The following is a 16,834-nucleotide window of genomic DNA, read 5'->3' on the forward strand; positions in this document are numbered from 1 at the left end:
ACGGTGCTCCTAGCGCCGCTTGCGCGGGTCGCGGCGCGCGGCCAGGCCCACCAGGGCCCCGACGGCGATGCCGATAAGCAGCCCGGTGAAGGGCTTGTCCGCGGTGGCCACCCCGACCGCATAGCCGATGGCCGCACCGATGAGCATCCCGATCCACAGCGACTCGTATTTCACAGGCTCAGGCTAGCAAGCCCGGTGGCTGTCCCCGCCATGTTCCGTTGTCGGTGGCCGGGCCTATAGTCGGACCATGGAACAGCGACTCTTAGGCAAGACCGGCAGGAATGTCTCCGTGATCGGGCTGGGGACCTGGCAGCTCGGTGCGGACTGGGGCACCGTTGACGCGGCGGAGGCGCAGGCCATTCTCGCCGCCTCGGCGGAGGCCGGCGTGACGTTCTTCGACACCGCGGACGTCTACGGGGACGGCCGGAGCGAGCAGGCCATCGGCGCCTTCCTCGCGGCGAACCCGGACCTGGACATCACCGTGGCCACCAAAATGGGCCGCCGGGTGGAGCAGCGGCCGGAAAATTACACCCTGGAGAATTTCCGCGCGTGGACGGACCGCTCCCGCCGCAACCTCGGCGTTGACCAGCTCGATCTGGTCCAGCTGCACTGCCCGCCCACGGCCGTCTACAGCAACGCCGAGGTTTACGATGCGCTGGACACGCTCGTGGCGGAGGGCGCCATCCGTCACTACGGCGTCAGCGTGGAGCGGGTGGATGAGGCCATGGAGGCGCTCCGGCACGAGGGCACGGCCACGGTGCAGATCATCCTGAACGCGTTCCGGCTCAAGCCGCTGGACGAGTTGCTGCCGGCGGCGCAGGCGGCGGGCGTAGGCATCATCACCCGCGTGCCGCTCGCCTCCGGGCTGCTCTCGGGCAAGTACACGCCGGAGACCACGTTCGCCCCGGACGATCACCGCAATTACAATCGGAGCGGCTCGGCGTTCGACGTCGGCGAGACGTTCTCCGGCGTGGATTTCGAAGAGGGGCTGAAGGCGGTGGCGGAGTTCGAGCAGTTGGTGCCCGACGGCGTCAGCACCGCCCAGGCGGCGCTCGCCTGGGTGGCGGCGCAGGACGGCGTCAGCACGGTGATCCCGGGCGCCCGCAGCGTAGAACAGGCCCGAGCCAACGCGGAGGCGGCATCCGTTGGGGGCATCGACGCCACGTTCGACGTCGGCGTCCACGAAATTTACGACCGCTACTTCCGGGCGGCGATCCACCCGCGCTGGTAGCGGCTCATCCCGCTGGCACTTCCCATGACGACGCAGCCGAAGACGACGGTGGCGATGACGACGGCGGCGATCCACGGTTTCGTGCGGCGGCTGGCCGCCGCGGAAACAGGCCCTGCCTGCAACAACTTCTTCGCCGACACCGTTCCCGCGAACGCCGTCCGGCGCCGGAACCTAGAGCTCTACCTGCAGGCGCTGTTGGACCGGCGGCCACCGGTGTTGCTGCTGGGTGAGGCGCCGGGTTTCCGCGGCATGCGGCTCACCGGCGTGCCGTTCACCAACCGCTCGATGTTCACCGGAGCGCCCAACCACTTCGGCCTGTTCGGCAAGGACCAGGGCTACGAACTCCCGCCGGAGGCCGTGGGGGTTGCCGCGGAGCCGACCGCCACCGTGATGTGGGAGGTCCTGGCCGAGCTCGACTTCCTGCCCCTGCTCTGGAGCGCCTGCCCCTGGCACACCCACAAGCCGGGCCAGCCGCAGTCCAACCGCACCCCGTCGGCGGCCGAAGCGGCGGCGGGCATCCCCTTCAGGGAGGACCTCGTGGCACTGTTCGGAATCTCCACCGTGGTGGCCGTCGGCAACATCGCCCACCGGAGCCTGCTTCGCAGCGGCGTCCACGCCCCGAAGATCCGTCACCCCGCGCACGGCGGCCGGGCGGAGTTCAAGCGCGGGCTGGAGGAACTGTTCGACGCCGGAATGCCCCGGGAGCCGGCCGCCCCGGGGCCCACGGGACTAGGGTGGGGTAAACGCCCGCCGCGGACGAAAGGCACACCATGAGCGACCCCAACCAGCCCGAAACTGAGCCCGCCGACCTGCGCGGTCCCGGCGACCCGGACGCCGCCCCCAACGAACAGCCGCAGCCGCAGCCGCACCCGGAAGCGGGAACCGCCGGGAACATCCGCGAGGAGCAGATGACCCAGGCCGCGGGCACCGTCCCGGCAGCCTATGTCGGCCCGGAAGACGAGCAAGCGGGAGGCCAGCCCGAGGACGCCGCGGCCGAGGGCACGTGGGACGACGAGGTCTAGCCGCGGGGCATTGCGGGTCCAGCCACCCGGCCCGCGAGTGGGCTCGAAGCGCCGCGGTGACAGGCGGCCAAGCTCCAGCCGTTTCATAGCTCCGGCATAGCTTCGAGGGCTAGCTTGTCCCCATGGAAAACAGCACGTCCCGGCAGGGCCGCACCACCACGTCGGCCCGCAGACCCGGGACGCTGCCCTCCCGGACTTTCCGGCGCCGACGGGCTGTCGTCCTGGCGGGCTCGACCCTCCTGCTGGGCGCGCTGCTGACCACCGGCATCCATGCCCTCGCCAACTCCGGCGTGGCGCCGTCGTCGCCCGTGGCTGCGGCCGCCCCGACGGTGAACGCCCCGGCCCCCGCGTCCCCGGCAACTCCGGCGCCCGCCTCCGCCGTCGCCGCCCCTTCAGTCGCTCCCGCAGCAGCCGCTTCCACCGCCACCCCTGCTGGCACGATCGACGCCGGCCTCGATGCGAAGATCAACGCCATTATCGATGCCAACCCGCAGTACCAGATCGGCGTCGCGCTGCAGGACATCACGGCCGGCGACGCGGTGCACCAATACGGCGTGGAAGAGCAGTTCGAAGCCGCCAGCACCGCCAAGGTCCTGGCCGCGGCCGCCTACTACCATCTGGTGGAAACCGGCGAGGCGACCCTGACCGGAACACTCGGCGCCTACTCCGCCGGCTTCCAGCTCCAGGCCATGATCCAGCAAAGCGACAACGACTCCTGGTCGCTGATCATGGACGCGATCGGCCACAGCAACCTCTCCGACTACGCGTCCGCCCTGGGAATCCAGTACACACCGGAGAGCAACACCCTGGCGCCGGCGGACACGGCCCGCATCCTGACCGACCTCTACTCCGGCAAGCTCCTGGAGCCTGCCGACACCTCCCAGCTGCTGTCAACCATGCAGGACACCAACGACGAGACCCTCATCCCGGCCGCCGTCCCCGCCGGCATCACCGTGTTTCACAAGTACGGCCTGCTCGGCGGCGAACTGCACGACGCCGGCATCCTCGCCAAGGACGGCCGCGCCTACGCCCTGGTGGTTTACACCAAGGGCGATGACCTGGACAGCGTTCCCGAACGGACCGACATCATCCACCAGATCACCGGCGCGGTGACCGGCGCCTTGTTCTGACCGCGGTTGTGGTCCCTAACCGCGCCGGAAACGGAAAACCGCGCCGGTTCCGGACCGGCGCACCCCGGGTCAGGGGCGCACCGGTCCGGAATCGGTGCGGAATGCGGGAATCGGCGCGGAAGTTACTTCGCCAGGAAGCCCAGCAGCGCCTCGTTGACCTCGGCGGCGTGGGTCCAGAGCATGCCGTGCGGCGCGCCCTCGATCTCGACGTACTCCGCGCTCGGCAGGGCCTTGGCGAAGCGCCGGCCGGTGGCATCGATCGGCAGGATGTTGTCGGCGGTGCCGTGCACAATCAGGGAAGGCACGTCGATCTTGGCGACGTCGGCGCGGAAGTCTGTCAGCCAGGTCGGCTGGGCGGCGACGGACGCGGTGGGGCTGGCCGAGCTGGCCAGGTTCCAGCCGGCACGCATGACCTCCTCGCTGAGCCGCGGGGTGCCCAGGAAGGAGTCGCTGTTATAGAAGTTCTTGAAGAAGTCGGTGAAGAACGCGTACCGGTCCGCGGTGACCGCTTCGAGCAGGCCGTCGAACACAGACTGCGGGACACCGTCGGGGTTGTCGTCCGCCTGCAGCAGGTAGGGCTCCAGCGAGCCGAGGAAAACGGCCTTCGCCACCCGGGAGGAGCCGTAGCGGCCCAGGTACCGGCCTACCTCGCCGGTGCCCATTGAGAAGCCGACCAGGACGGCATCGTTCAGGTCCAGCCCGTTCATCAGGGTGTCCAGATCGGCGGCGAACGTGTCGTAGTCATAGCCGTCGGTGGGCTTGCTGGACTTGCCGAAGCCGCGGCGGTCATAGGTGATTACACGGTAGCCTGCGGAGAGCAGCGCAGTGGTCTGCTTCTCCCAGGATGAGCCATCCAACGGGTAGCCGTGGATCAGGATGACGGGCTGGCCGCTGCCGTGATCCTCGTAGTAAAGCTCGACGTCGGTGGTGTTCTCGGTGCCAACCTTGATGTAAGCCATGGAGCGGTCCTCTCGGTACTGTCGTGCTCTGATCTGTTCGGTCTGACGTCTCTGCGGGCAGCTGCGCCGCTGAAGGGAAGCGCCCACTGAAGGGAACCAACGACCGGTGGCTGCCGGCCGTTCCGTCACCTTGCAGAAAATACCCCTGGGGGTATACTGAAGCTACGAAGACCATCAACAAGGGAGTAGCGAATGTGCCGTGCAGTGACCTGCAGGAAGTGCGGAAAGACCACTTGGGCCGGCTGTGGCCAGCACGTTGACCAGGTGATGCGCGGCGTCAAGGCCGCGGACCGCTGCAAGGGCCACGAGAACGAGCCCAAGACCGGCTTCTTCGCCAAGCTCTTCGGCCGCTGATCCCTCGGTGCGGGCGCCCCTGAGGGCGCCCGCAGCGTAGCGACGCCGGGGCCAGCTAGCTCGCCCTACCGCCGGAACAGCGCCCCGGTGACCGCCGTCGTCAGTTCGTGGAAGACCTCGATCCGCTCCGGACTGTCGGCGTCGGACCCGCCCCAGGTGTAAATCGCCACGGCGTAGGCGGCGTTCCCGGAGCTGAGCACGGCGGCGTCGTGCACGAACCCCTCCAGCAGCCCGTACTTGTGGCTCACCGTCACGCCCTCCGGGACCGCGGCGGGGATGAGCTCCTCGTCGTTGGTGTGCTGCATGAAGCCCAGCAGTTCCTCGGTGTGCTCGGGGCTGAGCAACTGCCCGGCGTAGAGCTGCTTGAGCAGTGACGCCATCTCGACGGGGGTCAGCAGGTTCTGTTTCGGGTCGTAGCTGATGCCGATCGACGCCGCGTACGTGATCAGCTCCGGGTAGCCGATGTCCTTCATCAGCAGCAACCAGGAGTCGTCGCTGCTGGTGTTGACCATCGCCTGGATCTGGAAGCCGGCGTCGTAGCTGCCCAGCCGGGTCTCCAGCGAGCGTTCGCCCCGCTCCACCAGTGCGTAGTACGCCACCGCGGTCAGGATTTTCGCGGTGCTGGCGGCGGTGTAATCGGCGGTGTCGCCGAAGCGCTGCGGCTCGCCGCCCCGGGTGTCCTGCACGACGACGCCGATCCGGTAGTCGGGATTCTCGGCCAGGATCCGCTTGATCTCGCTGGAGAGGTCGACGGCGGCGGGCGGCGGCGTGCTCACCTTGACGTCCCGGGCGGGCAGGGGCTGCAGCTGGCTCTTCAGCGTGGCCCAGAAGTCTGTCTTTGGATCCGGCCCGGTGCGCACCGTTCCCACCGTGATCGCCCCGGCCAGGACCAGCGCCGTCGTGGACCACACCGCCAAAATCCGGCGCCGTGCCTGGACCCGCGGGCTGACCCGCGGCCCACCGGATGGCGCCATTCCGGCACCCCGGGTGCCCGCCCGTGAGCTTTCCGGAGCGGGCTTGCCGGGGGCGGGGGAGTCCATGGTGCGGGGCCTTTCACGTGCTGGCCTGGGCGGCAGGCCGGGGGATGCCTCGAATCTAGGCCCGGGTGGCGGCGAAGTCCACGCCCCACGCGGCCCGGACCGGCGGGTGTGGGCTAACTCCCAGCTTCCCGTCTGGCGGACGCTGCGCGCCGTGGTCGGACCGTACGGTTAGGCTGGCTGCCATGCCTAGGAAAATCACTGTCTCCCTGCCGGATGCCACCCTGCGCGACTACCTCACCCCGGACCCGAACGTCACGGTCCTGGAGTGGGACCTCTCGGGCGAACCGCCCGCGCCGCGGCTCGACATTGTGGTGCCGCCGTACATGGGCGGCCCGGCGGTGCTGCGCGGCCTGGAGGGCGTGGAGACGGGGCTGGTGCAGAGCCAGTCGATCGGGTACGACGGCGTGGCGGAGTTCCTGCCGGACGGTCACGTCTTCGCCAACGCCGCCAGCGTGCACGAGACCTCCACCGCGGAGCTGACCCTGGCGCTGGTCCTGGCCAGCCAGCGCGAGTTCCCCCGCATCCTGCAGAACCAGCGCGAACGCCGTTGGGAGGGCCGGGCCACCGCCAGTCTGGCGGACCAGCGCGTGATGATCGTGGGCTACGGCGGCGTGGGCAAGGCCATCGAGGACCGGCTCCTGCCCTTTGAGACCATGGTGACCCGCGTGGCCAGCCGCGCCCGGACCGATGACCGCGGGCACATCCACGGCATCGACGAACTCCACGCCCTGCTGCCGGAACACGACATAGTGATCGTGGGCGTCCCGCTCAGCGACTCCACCCGGCACCTGATCGACGACGCGTTCCTCTCCGCAATGCCCGAGGGCGCCCTGCTGGTCAACATCGCCCGTGGCCCGGTGGCTGACACCGACGCACTGGTCAAGCACACCTCCGCCGGCCGTATCCGCGCCGCCGTCGACGTCACCGACCCCGAACCGCTGCCCGCCGACCACCCGCTCTGGGAGATTCCCGGCGTCATCATCACTCCGCACGTGGGCGGCGCCTCTGCCGCGATGCGTCCCCGCATGGGCAGGCTGCTGCAGCGCCAGATCGACCTCATGCTGGCCGGCGAATCGCCCGTCAACGTGGTGCTGAACGGCTAGGCCCCACCGGAAACCATCAGGAGCCCCCTGCCGGGTTAGTCCCGCCCGTGCCCGGGTGAACCGGCCTTCGGCCGGGCACGGACGTGCATCCGCTCGCCCTGCTGGCCGAACAGGCTGATCAACTCGACCGGCCGGCCGTCGGCGCTGGCAAACCAGTGCGGTGTGTGGGTGTCGAACTCGGCGGCCTCGCCCGGGCGCAGGACGAAGTCCTTGTCGCCCAGGACCAGACGCAGCCTCCCGTTGAGCACGTAGAGCCACTCGTAGCCCTCGTGGACGCGCGGATCCGGTTCCTCCCCCCGGGCGTCGCCTTCCAGGACCATCTTGAAGGCCTGCAGACCGCCCGGCCGGCGGGTGAGCGGGACGGCCGTCATCCCGGCGTGGGTAATGGGCTTGAGATGGATTCTCGGATCCCCGGTGGACGGGGCGTCAACCATGTCATCGAGGGGCACCCCGTAGAGCCGCGCGAGGGGGAGCAGGAGTTCCAGGTTGGGCCGCCGCTGGCCCGCCTCGAGGCGTGACAGGGTGCTGGCGGACACCCCGGAGGCGGCGGCAACCTCGGTGAGGGTGAGGTTTCGTTCGACGCGGAGTGCCTTGAGCCGCGGGCCCACCGCTCCGAGGACGGCGTCGAGGTCGTTTGTCATGCGCCTATTTTGCCAGAATGGCAAACTTCTTTGCCAGTTTATGCGCAGGAGTATCAGGCTGTTGCTATGCCCCGCCCGCGGAGGCGGGGAGGTTTAGCGACAGATCGAGAGGCTCAGCAGTATGGAAAACACGCGATGTGACGTTGTGATTGTGGGCGGCGGCGCGGCCGGCCTTAGCGCCGCCACCACCCTGGCCCGGGCGCTGCGCTCGGTGGTGGTCATTGATTCCGGTGCACCCCGCAATGCGCCGGCGGCGGGCGTGCACGGGTTCCTCTCCCGGGACGGGATCAGGCCCGGCGAGCTGCTGGCCGCCGGCCGGCGGGAAGTGCTTTCCTACGGGGGCACGATGATCGACGGCGAGGCGGTCTCGGCCCGGCGCACCCCCGACGGTTTCGATGTGACGACCGGCGACGGGCGCCGGATTTCGGGGCGGCGGCTTCTGGTCACCACCGGCCTGACCGACGAGCTGCCCCCGATCGAAGGGCTCCGGGAGCAGTGGGGCAAGGGCGTGGTGCACTGTCCCTACTGCCACGGCTGGGAAATCCGCGGGCAACGGATCGGGGTGCTGGGTACGGGGCCGCTATCCATGCATCAGGCCTTGCTGTTCCGCCAGTGGTCGCCGGAAATTACCTTGTTCCTCAACGACACGGTGGAACCCACCGACGAGGAATGGGAAAAGCTGGCGGCACGCTCCATCACGGTGGTGGATGGTGCGGTGGCCTCGGTCGACGCCGCGGACGGCGTGCTGCGGGGCGTCACCCTCCGCTCGGGACACGCCTTCGACGTCCAGGCGGTGGCGGTCGCGTCCCGGCTGGAGGCCCGGTCCCACCTTCTTGAATCCCTCGGGCTGGTGCCCCAGCCGCACCCGTCGGGGGCAGGCCGGTTTGTGGCGGTTGATCCCATGGGTGGCGCCACGGCCGTCCGCGGCGTGTACGCGGCCGGCAACGTCTCGAACCCGATGGCGCAGGTGGTCACCGCCGCAGCCGATGGTGTGATGAGCGGTGCCCGGATCAACGCGGACCTCATCGACGAAGAAACCCGCTGGGCCGTGGAGGGGCGCTTCGGCCCCTTCTCCGCCGCCTCGGAGGACGCGGTCTTCAAAGCCGTGCTGGGGCAGCGGCGCTATGGCCTGGAGGTTAGCGACCGGTAGGAAAGCGGGAACCACGCCGGGGAACGCCACCGAGGAAGAAGCTACTTCTTTCCCGCCCGGAGGTCGGCGACTACCTTCGCCACCCGGCGCGCCCGCGTCTCCGCGGTCTTCGCGTCGGCCAGCGGCTCCACGTACCGGCGCTGGCTGCTGTAGTTGAGCGTCGCGTAGAACGCCTTCGCCTCCGGGTCCGCCTCCAGCGCGGCGGCCAGGTCCTCCGGGACCTCGACGACGCGGGGCTGGGTATCCACCTCGACGTCGACCTCCACGGTGTCGCCGCCGGCCACGCCCGTCAGGGCCCGGTTGGCGGCGCTGACGCCGATCATGTTTTGCCCGCCCATCACCGCGATGCTGCTGCGGTAGCTGGCGCCGTTGATGGTGACCACCACGGGCGGTTTCCGTCCGGCGCCCAGTGCGTCGACCACTTCCTGCGGCACGACGATGCCTGTCTTGGTGCCGCTGCCCTGGATTGTGGTGGTGAATTTCATGCTCACAGTATGCCCCGGGCGGGCGCCAGCGCGGAGGGAAGTTCGGTCAGAGCCGCCACGGTGATGTCCGGCGCCTCGAAGTGGGCGGGGTAGCCGCCGCCGGACCGGTTCAACCACGCGGTCCGGAGGCCGGCCCGGGCGGCGCCGTGGATGTCCCACGGGTGCACGGCCACCAGCAGCATTTCTCCCGGCTCCACGCCTAACCTGGAGGCCGCGTACTCGTAGGACGCCCGCGCAGGCTTCCAGGCGGGCGCGTCCTCCACCGAGAGCAGCGCCTCGAACGACTCCCGGATCCCGGCGTCGTCCAGCAGTTTCCCGGCGATCCGCGCCGAACCGTTGCTGAGCGTGACCAGCCGGTACCCGGCGTCGGCCAGAGACCGGATCCCGTCGGGGACGTCGGAGTGGACATCCAGGCTGCCGAAACCGTCCATCACGTGTAGCACCGCGTCGTCCAGCGGACGGTTCAACTCAGCACGGGCGAACAACTCGCGGAGGACGGCCGCGCCGATCGCGGCGAAGCCCTGGTTGCTACCGGCCGCGGCCAGTGCGAAGCCGTCGCGCAGCAGGGAGGCGAACCAGAGCTTTGCCAGCTCCACCGGCGCTCCCACCTCCTCGAAGCGACCGCCCATCGGCGACATGTCGGACAGGGTTTCGTTGACGTCAAAGACGATGACGGAAGGCGTTGCGGTCATGCCTGCTCCTCGGTTGCCGGTATCTCCGTTATACGCCCCGCGGCCCGGCGCTTCGCCGTCGACCGGAAGACCGCGGCCGCCTGCTGCGCCGCCGGGCTCAGTCTGCGGTTGGCCAGCTGGGCCAGGAGGATCCGGCGTTTCGGGGCGCCGGCGAGGGGAACGGCGACGACGTCGGGCCGCAGGGCGCTGAGCGCGAGCTGTGGGGCCAGAGCGATTCCGATCCCCGCCGCCACCATGCCCTGGGTCTCCTGGTAGTCGTTGGCGTCGAAGGCGATCCGGGGCTCGAACCCGGCCTCGCGGCAGACGCGCCGGAGCACGTCCGCCACAGGGTGCTCATCCCGGACAATCCACTCCTGGTCCCGCAGGGCCTCGATCCGCACCGACTTCTTCCCGGCCAGGGGGTGGTCGCGCTGCACCAGCAGCATGGTGGGGTCGTTCATCAGCCGGACCAGGGAGAGGTCCTCGTCCGCGATCTCCTGCCACGGGTAGTCCCAGAGCAGGGTCAGCTCGACGTCGCGCCGGCGCAGCGACTCCAGCAGCCCCTCGCGCCGGGCGCTGATCACCGTCACTGCCACGTCCGGGTGCCGGGCCCGGAACGCCAGCACCACATCCGGCATCAGCGAGGCGCCCACCGTGGGGAAGGTGCCCATCCGCAGCTGTCCCCGGCGGAGTCCGGCGAACTCGTCCATTTCCGCCCGGGCCGCCTCAATGGTGCGGTCGATGCTGTCCGCGTAGCCCACGAGCGCCAGCCCTGCCTCGGTCAGGACAACGCCGCGCGGCTGCCGGTCCACCAGGGAGACGCCCACCTCGTGTTCGAGCTTCGCGATCTGCTGCGAGACGGCGGAAGTGGTGAAGGACAGGGCCGCCGCCGCGGAGGTCAGGGACCCGGAACGGTGCACTTCGCGGAGCAGGTGGAGCCGGTGAAGATCAAGCTTTGCCATTCCCTGACTTTAGCAAAAGTGAATAGGTGTGGAATTTATCGTGATTGTGCTGAAGCCTCCGCTGCCGGATCGTAGAGAGGGAAGCGCAGGGATGCGCGATGAACCATCTGCACCACATGAAGGAGAACACCGTGGGACTGCGAGGCCACTGGTATCGGGGCGGGACCAGCAAATGCTGGTTGTTTGACGCGAAAGACGTCGCCCCGTTCGCCACCAACCGGGAAGAGATCCGCGAACTGCTCGCTGACGCGTTCGGCGCGGCGGACGCCCGGCAGCTCGACGGCGTCGGCGGCGGCACCTCCACCACCTCCAAGGCGGCCGTCATCTGGGCCACCCCGGGGGAGGACACGGACCTGGACTACCTGTTCGCCCAAGTGGGGATCGGTGACCGGACCGTGGAGCTCGGCTCCAACTGCGGCAATTGCGCCACCGCTATCGCCCTGTTCGCCGTGCAGACGGGCATCGTCCCCGCCGCGGACGGACTCACCCGGGTCCGGATGCGCAACCTCAACACCGGCGCCGTGCTCAGCGGCACCGTCCCCACCCCGGGCGAGACCGTCCCGAAGTCCGGACTGGCCCGGGTTCCCGGCAGCTCCGCTGTCGGCGTCCCCGTCAGCTTGTCCTTCCACGGCCCCTGGGGCCGCAGCACCGGCGCCGTCCTGCCCACCGACGCCCCGGCGGACAGTATCGACCTCGGCCCACGCTCCGTGGCGGCCACTCTGGTGGACGCCGGTGCCCCCGCGGTCCTGATTCCGGCGGACCAGGCCGGCGTGGACCTCTCCGACATGACCGGCAACCTCGCCGGGCAGCTCGGAACCCTGGTGGCGGCCCGGGCCGCGGCGGGCCTGATGATGGGCCTGCGGAGGCCCGAGGACCCGCCGCAGAACGCCGTACCCAAGGTCGGCGTCGTCGACGAACCGGGCGACTACACCGCCGCGGACGGCACCCTCGTCCCCGCGGACGCGCATGACCTGCGGGTCCGCATGCTGTCCATGCTCGCCCCGCACCCGGCCATCGGCCTCACCTCCGCGGTGGCCGTCTCCCTGGCCGCGGCCCTGCCCGGCTCCGTTCCGGCCGGGCTGCTCCGCCAGGCCACGGAACTCGCCCCGGGCACCTCCCGCCTGCTGCGCATCGGCACTCCCGCCGGCGTGGTCACCACGGAAGTCGTCGCCGGGGACGACGGCTCCATCACCGAAGTCGCTCTGCACCGAGCGGCTCGGCACCTCGCTACGGCCGATATTGACGTCGCCAGGTCATCTGGCATCTCCGCCTAGCACCCGTACCTGTTGCCCTGTCATCATGAGAGGGCCGCATTCAGCAAGGAAGTTGTTCAATGAAGATCAAATTCATCCTCGGGCACCTCTACGTCCAGGTCCTCATCGGCGTCGCCCTCGGCGTCCTGGTGGGCTCCCTCTGGCCGGACCTCGGCGCCGGCCTCAAACCGATCGGCGACGGCTTCGTCAAGCTGGTGAAGTTCATGATCGCCCCGATCGTCTTCTGCACCATCGTGGGCGGCATCACCTCCCTGACGGACACCAAGAAGGTCCGGCCTACCCTGCTCCGCTCCCTCGGCCTGTTCTACGCGCTGACCGCGGTGGCCCTGGCCCTGGGCCTCGCCGCTGTGATGATCATCCAGCCCGGCACCGGCATGCACATCAACCCGGCGCACCTGGACTCCTCGGTGGCCGCGAAGTACACCAGCCAGCTGCCCAGCAGCAACCCCGTGGACTTCTTCCTGAACATCATCCCCACCACGTTCGTGGGTGCCTTCGCCGACGGTGAGGTGCTGCCCGTCCTGGTCATCGCGATGCTCTGCGGCTTCGCGTTCAGCAAGCTCGGCGCCCCCGGCCAGGTGGCCCTGACCGTGGTGAACAGCTTCAACAAGATGCTGTTCGTGGTCTTCGGCTACATCATGAAGGTCGCCCCGCTGGGTGCCTTCGGTGCCATGGCCTTCACCGTCGGAAAGTACGGCGCGCACTCCATCGGCAACCTGGGCATGCTGATCGTGGCCTTCTACGCTGCCTGCATCGTGTTCGTCGTCGTCGGCCTGGGCCTGCTCGCCCGGATCTCCGGCTTCAGCCTCTGGCAGACCCTGCGCTACTTCAAGGACGAGTTCTTCATCGTCCTGGCCACCTCCTCCAGCGAGCCGGTGCTGCCGCGGCTGCTCTCGAAGCTGGAGCGGATCGGCTGCGACCGGAGCGTCGTGGGCCTGGTGGTCCCCACCGGCTACAGCTTCAACCTCTCCGGCACGGCCATCTACCTGACCCTCGCCTCCATGTTCATAGCCCAGGCGTGCGACATCCAGCTCAGCTGGGGCCAGATCCTGGTGATGCTCGGCATGATGCTCCTGACCTCCAAGGGCGCGGCCGGCGTGACCGGCAGCGGTTTCGTGGCCCTGGTGGCGACCCTGACCGTCATGCCCACCCTGCCCGTGGCCGGCGTGGCGCTGATTGTCGGCATCGACCGCTTCATGAGCGAGGCCCGCGCCCTGACCAGCACGGTCTGCAACATCGTCTCCTGCATCGCCGTCGCCAAGTGGCAGAAGTCGCTGGACACCGCGACCCTGCACCGCGAGCTCAAGGCCGGGTTTGTTCCCACCGAGGCCGATGCCGACGCGGCCCACGCCGAGCACGTCACCGAAGCTCCGGCGGGCGCCGTCGCGACCCCCGCCGCCGGACACCCGGCGGAGCCGGTCAAGGCGCCGCAGCCGGCGCTGGTGCACTAGGACAAATTTCACCCTGCCCACGCCCAGCCTCCGGTCGTAAACTGACGGTCGGACGCGCGGTTTCCGCGGTGCCGGTTGGCCATGACGGCCGGCCGGCACCGTTGCCGTGTGCCCCCGCATGACTGAACGGCCCGGCTCTCCCCACCCGGGCCGCCACCGAGAACTATGGAAAGGCACCCCCATGAAAGCCATCCAGTTTGCAGCCCCCGGCTCCTCCTTCGAAACCGTCGACCGTGACATCCCCGAGGTTCCCCGCGGCCACGTCCTGGTCAAGGTCCACGCCAGCGGTATCTGCCACTCCGACGCCATGGCCGCGGCCGGTTTCGCGTCCTCCTACCCCCGCGTCCCCGGCCACGAGGTTGCCGGCACGGTCGAGTCCGTGGGCGAGGGCGTCACCCGCTGGGAAGCCGGCCAGCGCGTGGGCGTCGGCTGGTTCGGCGGCGCCTGCTTCGAGTGCGATTCCTGCCGCCGCGGCGACTTCATCACCTGCTCGGTGGGCAAGACCACCGGCCTGAGCGCCGACGGCGGCTACGCCGAGTACCTCGTGGCCCCGGCCGACGCCCTGGCCGCCATCCCGGAGGGACTGAGCTTCGAGGAGGCCGCGCCCCTGATGTGCGCCGGCGTCACCACCTTCAACGGCCTGCGGCACAGCGGCGCCCGCGCGGGCGACGTCGTCGCCGTCCTGGGCCTCGGCGGCCTGGGCCACCTGGGCGTGCAGTTCGCCGCGAAGATGGGCTTCGAGGTCGTTGCGATCGCCCGCGGTTCGGAAAAGGAGACGTTCGCCAAGGAGCTCGGCGCGCACCACTATATCGACAGCACCTCATCCGACGTCGCCGAGGAACTGAAGAAGCTCGGCGGCGCCAAGGTGGTCCTCGCCACCGTCACGGACGCCGCGGCGATGTCCGGCACCGTCGGCGGCCTGGCACCGCGCGGGCGCCTGGTGGTCCTTGGTGTCCCGCACGAGAACCTGGAGGTTTCCGCGGCCAGCCTGGTGATGGGCAGCAGCTCCGTCAACGGCCACGCCTCCGGCACCGCGAAGGACTCCGAGGACACCCTCCGCTTCTCCGCACTCACCGGCGTCCGCCCGATGATCGAGACCTACCCGCTGGAGAAGGCGGCGGAGGGCTTCGACCACATGATGTCCGGCAAGGCCCGCTTCCGCGTGGTCCTCACCACCAACTAGGACGGGCGTCCCTCAGGCTGTCCGCCGTGCCCGGTCCGCGGTGCACGGCGGATAGCCTGAGGGCGGGGAGCGTCAACGCTTCCCCAAGAGACTGATGACCGGCCCACCCCGCGAGGGTGGGCATGGCCGGAGACAAGGGAGCAACAATGCTGGAGACTAGGCCGTTCGGCGATACCGGATTGAACGTTTCCATCGTGGGGCTCGGTGCCGGCCAGATCGGAGAATCCGACGTCACCGAGCGCGATGCCGCTGACGTGCTCAACGGGGCACTGGATCTGGGTGTCACGCTGATCGACACGGCGGCCAGCTACGGGCTCAGCGAGGAGCGCATCGGCAGGCACCTCGGCCACCGGCGGGACGAGTTCGTCCTCTCCACCAAGGGCGGCCCAAAGATCAACGGCCAACGGGACTGGTCGCCGGGCAGCGTGCGGGAGAGCATTGAACGGTCGCTGCGACTGACCCAGTCCGAACGCCTGGACATCTTCTACCTGCACTCCTGCCCGCTCGAGGTCCTGCGGCGCGGAGACCTGCAGGACACCCTGGACCAGGCCGTCGCGGACGGCAAGATCGGCGTCGCCGGCTACAGCGGGGACAACGAGGCGCTGGCCTTCGCAGCGGAGTCGGGCCGGTTCGGCGCGATCGAAACCAGCGTCAACATCGCCGATCAGTGGAACCTGCGCAACGTCGTGGGCCAGCGGCCCGAGCTGGGGGTCATCGCCAAGCGTCCGATCGCGAACGCACCCTGGCGGTTCCCCGAGCGGCCGTTGGGAAACTACGCCGAGCTGTACTGGGAACGGCTTCGGGCCCTCAAGCTGGACCCCGGGGCCCTGGACTGGGCCGAATTAGCCCTGCGGTTTACGGTGTACGCGCCCGGCGTGCACACCGCCATCGCGGGGACGGCCAAGCTGGAGCACCTGCGGCACAACATCGCTGCGGTGGCCGGCGGACCACTGGACGCTGACACCCTGGCGGGCATCGACCGTGCGTGGCTCGCCGTGGGGTCCGACTGGCCGGCTTCGACCTAGGAAGCCCGCCAGGCGCAGGCTACAGCGGGTCGGAGAACTGCGCGGCGACCTTGGACGGATCCAGGCCGGGAACGACGACGGCGGTGACGACCTCGGGTTCGGAAAAGAGCGCTGCGTGGGCGGAAGCCGCGGCCGGGGTTTCCAGCGGAGACGGTGTCTGGGTAGAGGTCATGGTCCTCATGTCTACGCCATCGGGGAGGCTGGGTCGAACCGGCGCGCGGTGGAGGTAGTAATCAGGCTGATTATTCCCGCCTCTCGACGCAGGATCCCGGGCCGTGGGGCGAACCCATCCGTCGCCCTAAACTTCAGGAATGACCCAACAGGAGTGGAACCGGCGTTCGGAATGGCCGTTGATCGTTGCCTCATTGATTTTCCTGGCGGCCTACTCCGCCCAAGTCATTTCCAACACTGAGTCCATTGTCTTCGAGGTCATAATCTGGGCCACGTGGGCAGTGTTCGTCCTGGACTATGCGGTGAATCTGTATTTGGCGCCGCAGCGCGGGCGTTGGTTCGTCCGAAACCTCCATGAGCTGGCCATCGTGGCCCTTCCTGCCCTGCGACCCCTTCGGTTGCTGCGGCTGGTCACCCTGCTGCGGGTCATGCACCGGGTCGGCGGAAATGCGCTCCGGGGGAGGGTGCTCACCTACGTCTTGGGCGCGGCCACTCTCCTGATCTACGCCGGAGCCCTGGCCGTGCTCGACGTTGAGGAAAATGCTCCGGGCTCCAACCTGGCCTCCTTTGGCGATGCGCTCTGGTGGGCCATGACTACCATCACCACGGTCGGCTACGGCGACCACTACCCGGTCACCGTCATGGGACGGTGTGTCGCCGCAGGACTCATGATCGGCGGTGTCGCCGTCTTGGGCGTGGTCACTGCGTCGGTCGCCTCGTGGATGGTCGAGACGGTGGCGGAGGAAGCCCAAGCTGAGATCGACGCCGCTGAGGCGCCCGTCCACCTGGAACTTCAACGGCTCTCCGAGCAGGTGCAGCGACTGACCGCACTGTTGGAGGCCGCCGACCGCGGCCGCACGGAGCCTCCGGCGACGGAGTGAGCCGTATCGGCCACAGCCAGAGGCGGGTGCCTTTTGCGTGCCCGGCCCGCGGTCCGGGATGGACAACGCCGCCCCGCAGGCCACAGCCTTATCTCCAGGGC

Annotated in this window: 20 protein-coding genes; 12 read left to right on the forward strand and 8 right to left on the reverse strand. The window is 69.2% G+C overall.

The window, feature by feature from the left end:
* Positions 1 to 9: 9 nt before the first annotated feature.
* Positions 10 to 174 (reverse strand): hypothetical protein, encoded by a 165-nt coding sequence (locus ACFUCU_RS06555; protein ID WP_377971521.1) that lies wholly within the window; start codon positions 172 to 174, stop codon positions 10 to 12.
* A 73-nt stretch (positions 175 to 247) separates the two neighbouring features.
* On the opposite strand from ACFUCU_RS06555, the gene ACFUCU_RS06560 reads away from it, so the two are divergent.
* The 4 genes from ACFUCU_RS06560 (at position 248) to ACFUCU_RS06575 (ending at position 3,383) form a co-directional block, all read left to right on the forward strand.
* Positions 248 to 1,231 (forward strand): aldo/keto reductase, encoded by a 984-nt coding sequence (locus ACFUCU_RS06560; protein WP_377971523.1) that lies wholly within the window; start codon positions 248 to 250, stop codon positions 1,229 to 1,231.
* Between the two features lie 54 nt (positions 1,232 to 1,285).
* On the forward strand, positions 1,286 to 2,005 hold the full coding sequence (locus ACFUCU_RS06565) for a uracil-DNA glycosylase (RefSeq protein ID WP_377971819.1): 720 nt from the start codon (positions 1,286 to 1,288) through the stop codon (positions 2,003 to 2,005).
* On the forward strand, positions 2,002 to 2,253 hold the full coding sequence (locus ACFUCU_RS06570; RefSeq protein ID WP_377971525.1) for a hypothetical protein: 252 nt from the start codon (positions 2,002 to 2,004) through the stop codon (positions 2,251 to 2,253). The genes ACFUCU_RS06565 and ACFUCU_RS06570 overlap by 4 nt, the downstream gene beginning before the upstream one ends.
* Positions 2,254 to 2,375: 122 nt before the next feature.
* Positions 2,376 to 3,383, forward strand: a complete 1,008-nt coding sequence (locus ACFUCU_RS06575; protein WP_377971527.1) for a serine hydrolase — start codon at positions 2,376 to 2,378, stop codon at positions 3,381 to 3,383.
* 122 nt (positions 3,384 to 3,505) lie between these two features.
* On the opposite strand, the gene ACFUCU_RS06580 is transcribed toward ACFUCU_RS06575, so the two are convergent.
* Positions 3,506 to 4,342, reverse strand: a complete 837-nt coding sequence (locus ACFUCU_RS06580) for an alpha/beta fold hydrolase (protein ID WP_290256324.1) — start codon at positions 4,340 to 4,342, stop codon at positions 3,506 to 3,508.
* 204 nt (positions 4,343 to 4,546) lie between these two features.
* On the opposite strand from ACFUCU_RS06580, the gene ACFUCU_RS06585 reads away from it, so the two are divergent.
* Entirely contained in the window at positions 4,547 to 4,696 is a 150-nt protein-coding gene (locus ACFUCU_RS06585; RefSeq protein WP_290256497.1) for a hypothetical protein, read from the forward strand.
* 65 nt (positions 4,697 to 4,761) lie between these two features.
* Here the strand turns inward: ACFUCU_RS06585 and ACFUCU_RS06590 are convergent, their stop codons facing one another.
* The gene (locus tag ACFUCU_RS06590) at positions 4,762 to 5,670 is read right to left on the reverse strand and encodes a serine hydrolase (protein WP_377971528.1); all 909 of its coding nucleotides are present in this window, start codon (positions 5,668 to 5,670) and stop codon (positions 4,762 to 4,764) included.
* A gap of 248 nt (positions 5,671 to 5,918) precedes the next feature.
* Here ACFUCU_RS06590 and ACFUCU_RS06595 point away from each other — a divergent pair, with 248 nt between their 5' ends.
* Positions 5,919 to 6,839: a 2-hydroxyacid dehydrogenase gene (locus ACFUCU_RS06595; protein ID WP_377971530.1), complete on the forward strand. Its 921-nt coding sequence runs from the start codon at positions 5,919 to 5,921 to the stop codon at positions 6,837 to 6,839.
* A gap of 35 nt (positions 6,840 to 6,874) precedes the next feature.
* Here the strand turns inward: ACFUCU_RS06595 and ACFUCU_RS06600 are convergent, their stop codons facing one another.
* On the reverse strand, positions 6,875 to 7,480 hold the full coding sequence (locus tag ACFUCU_RS06600) for a helix-turn-helix domain-containing protein (protein ID WP_377971531.1): 606 nt from the start codon (positions 7,478 to 7,480) through the stop codon (positions 6,875 to 6,877).
* 121 nt (positions 7,481 to 7,601) lie between these two features.
* Between ACFUCU_RS06600 and ACFUCU_RS06605 the strand changes: the two genes are divergently transcribed.
* Positions 7,602 to 8,630 (forward strand): NAD(P)/FAD-dependent oxidoreductase, encoded by a 1,029-nt coding sequence (locus ACFUCU_RS06605; protein ID WP_377971533.1) that lies wholly within the window; start codon positions 7,602 to 7,604, stop codon positions 8,628 to 8,630.
* A 41-nt stretch (positions 8,631 to 8,671) separates the two neighbouring features.
* Here ACFUCU_RS06605 and ACFUCU_RS06610 read toward each other — a convergent pair whose 3' ends face one another.
* From ACFUCU_RS06610 to ACFUCU_RS06620, 3 genes are read right to left on the reverse strand one after another with little or no spacing between them, the layout of a single operon-like run.
* Entirely contained in the window at positions 8,672 to 9,115 is a 444-nt protein-coding gene (locus tag ACFUCU_RS06610) for a YdeI/OmpD-associated family protein (protein ID WP_290256319.1), read from the reverse strand.
* Between the two features lie 2 nt (positions 9,116 to 9,117).
* Entirely contained in the window at positions 9,118 to 9,807 is a 690-nt protein-coding gene (locus ACFUCU_RS06615; protein WP_377971534.1) for a haloacid dehalogenase type II, read from the reverse strand.
* The gene (locus tag ACFUCU_RS06620) at positions 9,804 to 10,748 is read right to left on the reverse strand and encodes a LysR family transcriptional regulator (RefSeq protein ID WP_290256317.1); all 945 of its coding nucleotides are present in this window, start codon (positions 10,746 to 10,748) and stop codon (positions 9,804 to 9,806) included. The genes ACFUCU_RS06615 and ACFUCU_RS06620 overlap by 4 nt, the downstream gene beginning before the upstream one ends.
* Before the next feature lie 116 nt (positions 10,749 to 10,864).
* On the opposite strand from ACFUCU_RS06620, the gene ACFUCU_RS06625 reads away from it, so the two are divergent.
* From ACFUCU_RS06625 to ACFUCU_RS06640, 4 genes are all read left to right on the forward strand, one after another.
* Entirely contained in the window at positions 10,865 to 12,022 is a 1,158-nt protein-coding gene (locus ACFUCU_RS06625; protein WP_377971820.1) for a PrpF domain-containing protein, read from the forward strand.
* Between the two features lie 59 nt (positions 12,023 to 12,081).
* Positions 12,082 to 13,473, forward strand: coding sequence for a C4-dicarboxylate transporter DctA (gene dctA / locus ACFUCU_RS06630; RefSeq protein WP_377971537.1), 1,392 nt, complete (start codon positions 12,082 to 12,084; stop codon positions 13,471 to 13,473).
* 181 nt (positions 13,474 to 13,654) lie between these two features.
* Positions 13,655 to 14,656: an alcohol dehydrogenase gene (locus tag ACFUCU_RS06635; RefSeq protein ID WP_377971539.1), complete on the forward strand. Its 1,002-nt coding sequence runs from the start codon at positions 13,655 to 13,657 to the stop codon at positions 14,654 to 14,656.
* A gap of 146 nt (positions 14,657 to 14,802) precedes the next feature.
* The gene (locus ACFUCU_RS06640) at positions 14,803 to 15,681 is read left to right on the forward strand and encodes an aldo/keto reductase (protein WP_377971541.1); all 879 of its coding nucleotides are present in this window, start codon (positions 14,803 to 14,805) and stop codon (positions 15,679 to 15,681) included.
* 19 nt (positions 15,682 to 15,700) lie between these two features.
* On the opposite strand, the gene ACFUCU_RS06645 is transcribed toward ACFUCU_RS06640, so the two are convergent.
* Entirely contained in the window at positions 15,701 to 15,853 is a 153-nt protein-coding gene (locus ACFUCU_RS06645; RefSeq protein ID WP_290256312.1) for a hypothetical protein, read from the reverse strand.
* 139 nt (positions 15,854 to 15,992) lie between these two features.
* Here ACFUCU_RS06645 and ACFUCU_RS06650 point away from each other — a divergent pair, with 139 nt between their 5' ends.
* Positions 15,993 to 16,733: a potassium channel family protein gene (locus ACFUCU_RS06650; protein ID WP_377971543.1), complete on the forward strand. Its 741-nt coding sequence runs from the start codon at positions 15,993 to 15,995 to the stop codon at positions 16,731 to 16,733.
* The last annotated feature ends 101 nt before the right edge of the window (positions 16,734 to 16,834 follow it).

Source organism: Arthrobacter sp. NPDC057259 (genome assembly GCF_042668995.1).
Lineage (GTDB): Bacteria > Actinomycetota > Actinomycetes > Actinomycetales > Micrococcaceae > Arthrobacter.

Bases quoted from the DNA above. Each gene is read 5' to 3' on its own strand.
- ACFUCU_RS06560 (WP_377971523.1), top strand. From the start codon at position 248: ATGGAACAGCGACTCTTAGGCAAGACCGGCAGGAATGTCTCCGTGATC.
- ACFUCU_RS06565 (WP_377971819.1), top strand. From the start codon at position 1,286: ATGACGACGGCGGCGATCCACGGTTTCGTGCGGCGGCTGGCCGCCGCG.
- ACFUCU_RS06570 (WP_377971525.1), top strand. From the start codon at position 2,002: ATGAGCGACCCCAACCAGCCCGAAACTGAGCCCGCCGACCTGCGCGGT.
- ACFUCU_RS06575 (WP_377971527.1), top strand. From the start codon at position 2,376: ATGGAAAACAGCACGTCCCGGCAGGGCCGCACCACCACGTCGGCCCGC.
- ACFUCU_RS06580 (WP_290256324.1), bottom strand. From the start codon at position 4,342: ATGGCTTACATCAAGGTTGGCACCGAGAACACCACCGACGTCGAGCTT.
- ACFUCU_RS06590 (WP_377971528.1), bottom strand. From the start codon at position 5,670: ATGGCGCCATCCGGTGGGCCGCGGGTCAGCCCGCGGGTCCAGGCACGG.
- ACFUCU_RS06595 (WP_377971530.1), top strand. From the start codon at position 5,919: ATGCCTAGGAAAATCACTGTCTCCCTGCCGGATGCCACCCTGCGCGAC.
- ACFUCU_RS06600 (WP_377971531.1), bottom strand. From the start codon at position 7,480: ATGACAAACGACCTCGACGCCGTCCTCGGAGCGGTGGGCCCGCGGCTC.
- ACFUCU_RS06605 (WP_377971533.1), top strand. From the start codon at position 7,602: ATGGAAAACACGCGATGTGACGTTGTGATTGTGGGCGGCGGCGCGGCC.
- ACFUCU_RS06610 (WP_290256319.1), bottom strand. From the start codon at position 9,115: ATGAAATTCACCACCACAATCCAGGGCAGCGGCACCAAGACAGGCATC.
- ACFUCU_RS06615 (WP_377971534.1), bottom strand. From the start codon at position 9,807: ATGACCGCAACGCCTTCCGTCATCGTCTTTGACGTCAACGAAACCCTG.
- ACFUCU_RS06620 (WP_290256317.1), bottom strand. From the start codon at position 10,748: ATGGCAAAGCTTGATCTTCACCGGCTCCACCTGCTCCGCGAAGTGCAC.
- ACFUCU_RS06625 (WP_377971820.1), top strand. From the start codon at position 10,865: ATGAAGGAGAACACCGTGGGACTGCGAGGCCACTGGTATCGGGGCGGG.
- dctA (WP_377971537.1), top strand. From the start codon at position 12,082: ATGAAGATCAAATTCATCCTCGGGCACCTCTACGTCCAGGTCCTCATC.
- ACFUCU_RS06635 (WP_377971539.1), top strand. From the start codon at position 13,655: ATGAAAGCCATCCAGTTTGCAGCCCCCGGCTCCTCCTTCGAAACCGTC.
- ACFUCU_RS06640 (WP_377971541.1), top strand. From the start codon at position 14,803: ATGCTGGAGACTAGGCCGTTCGGCGATACCGGATTGAACGTTTCCATC.
- ACFUCU_RS06645 (WP_290256312.1), bottom strand. From the start codon at position 15,853: ATGACCTCTACCCAGACACCGTCTCCGCTGGAAACCCCGGCCGCGGCT.
- ACFUCU_RS06650 (WP_377971543.1), top strand. From the start codon at position 15,993: ATGACCCAACAGGAGTGGAACCGGCGTTCGGAATGGCCGTTGATCGTT.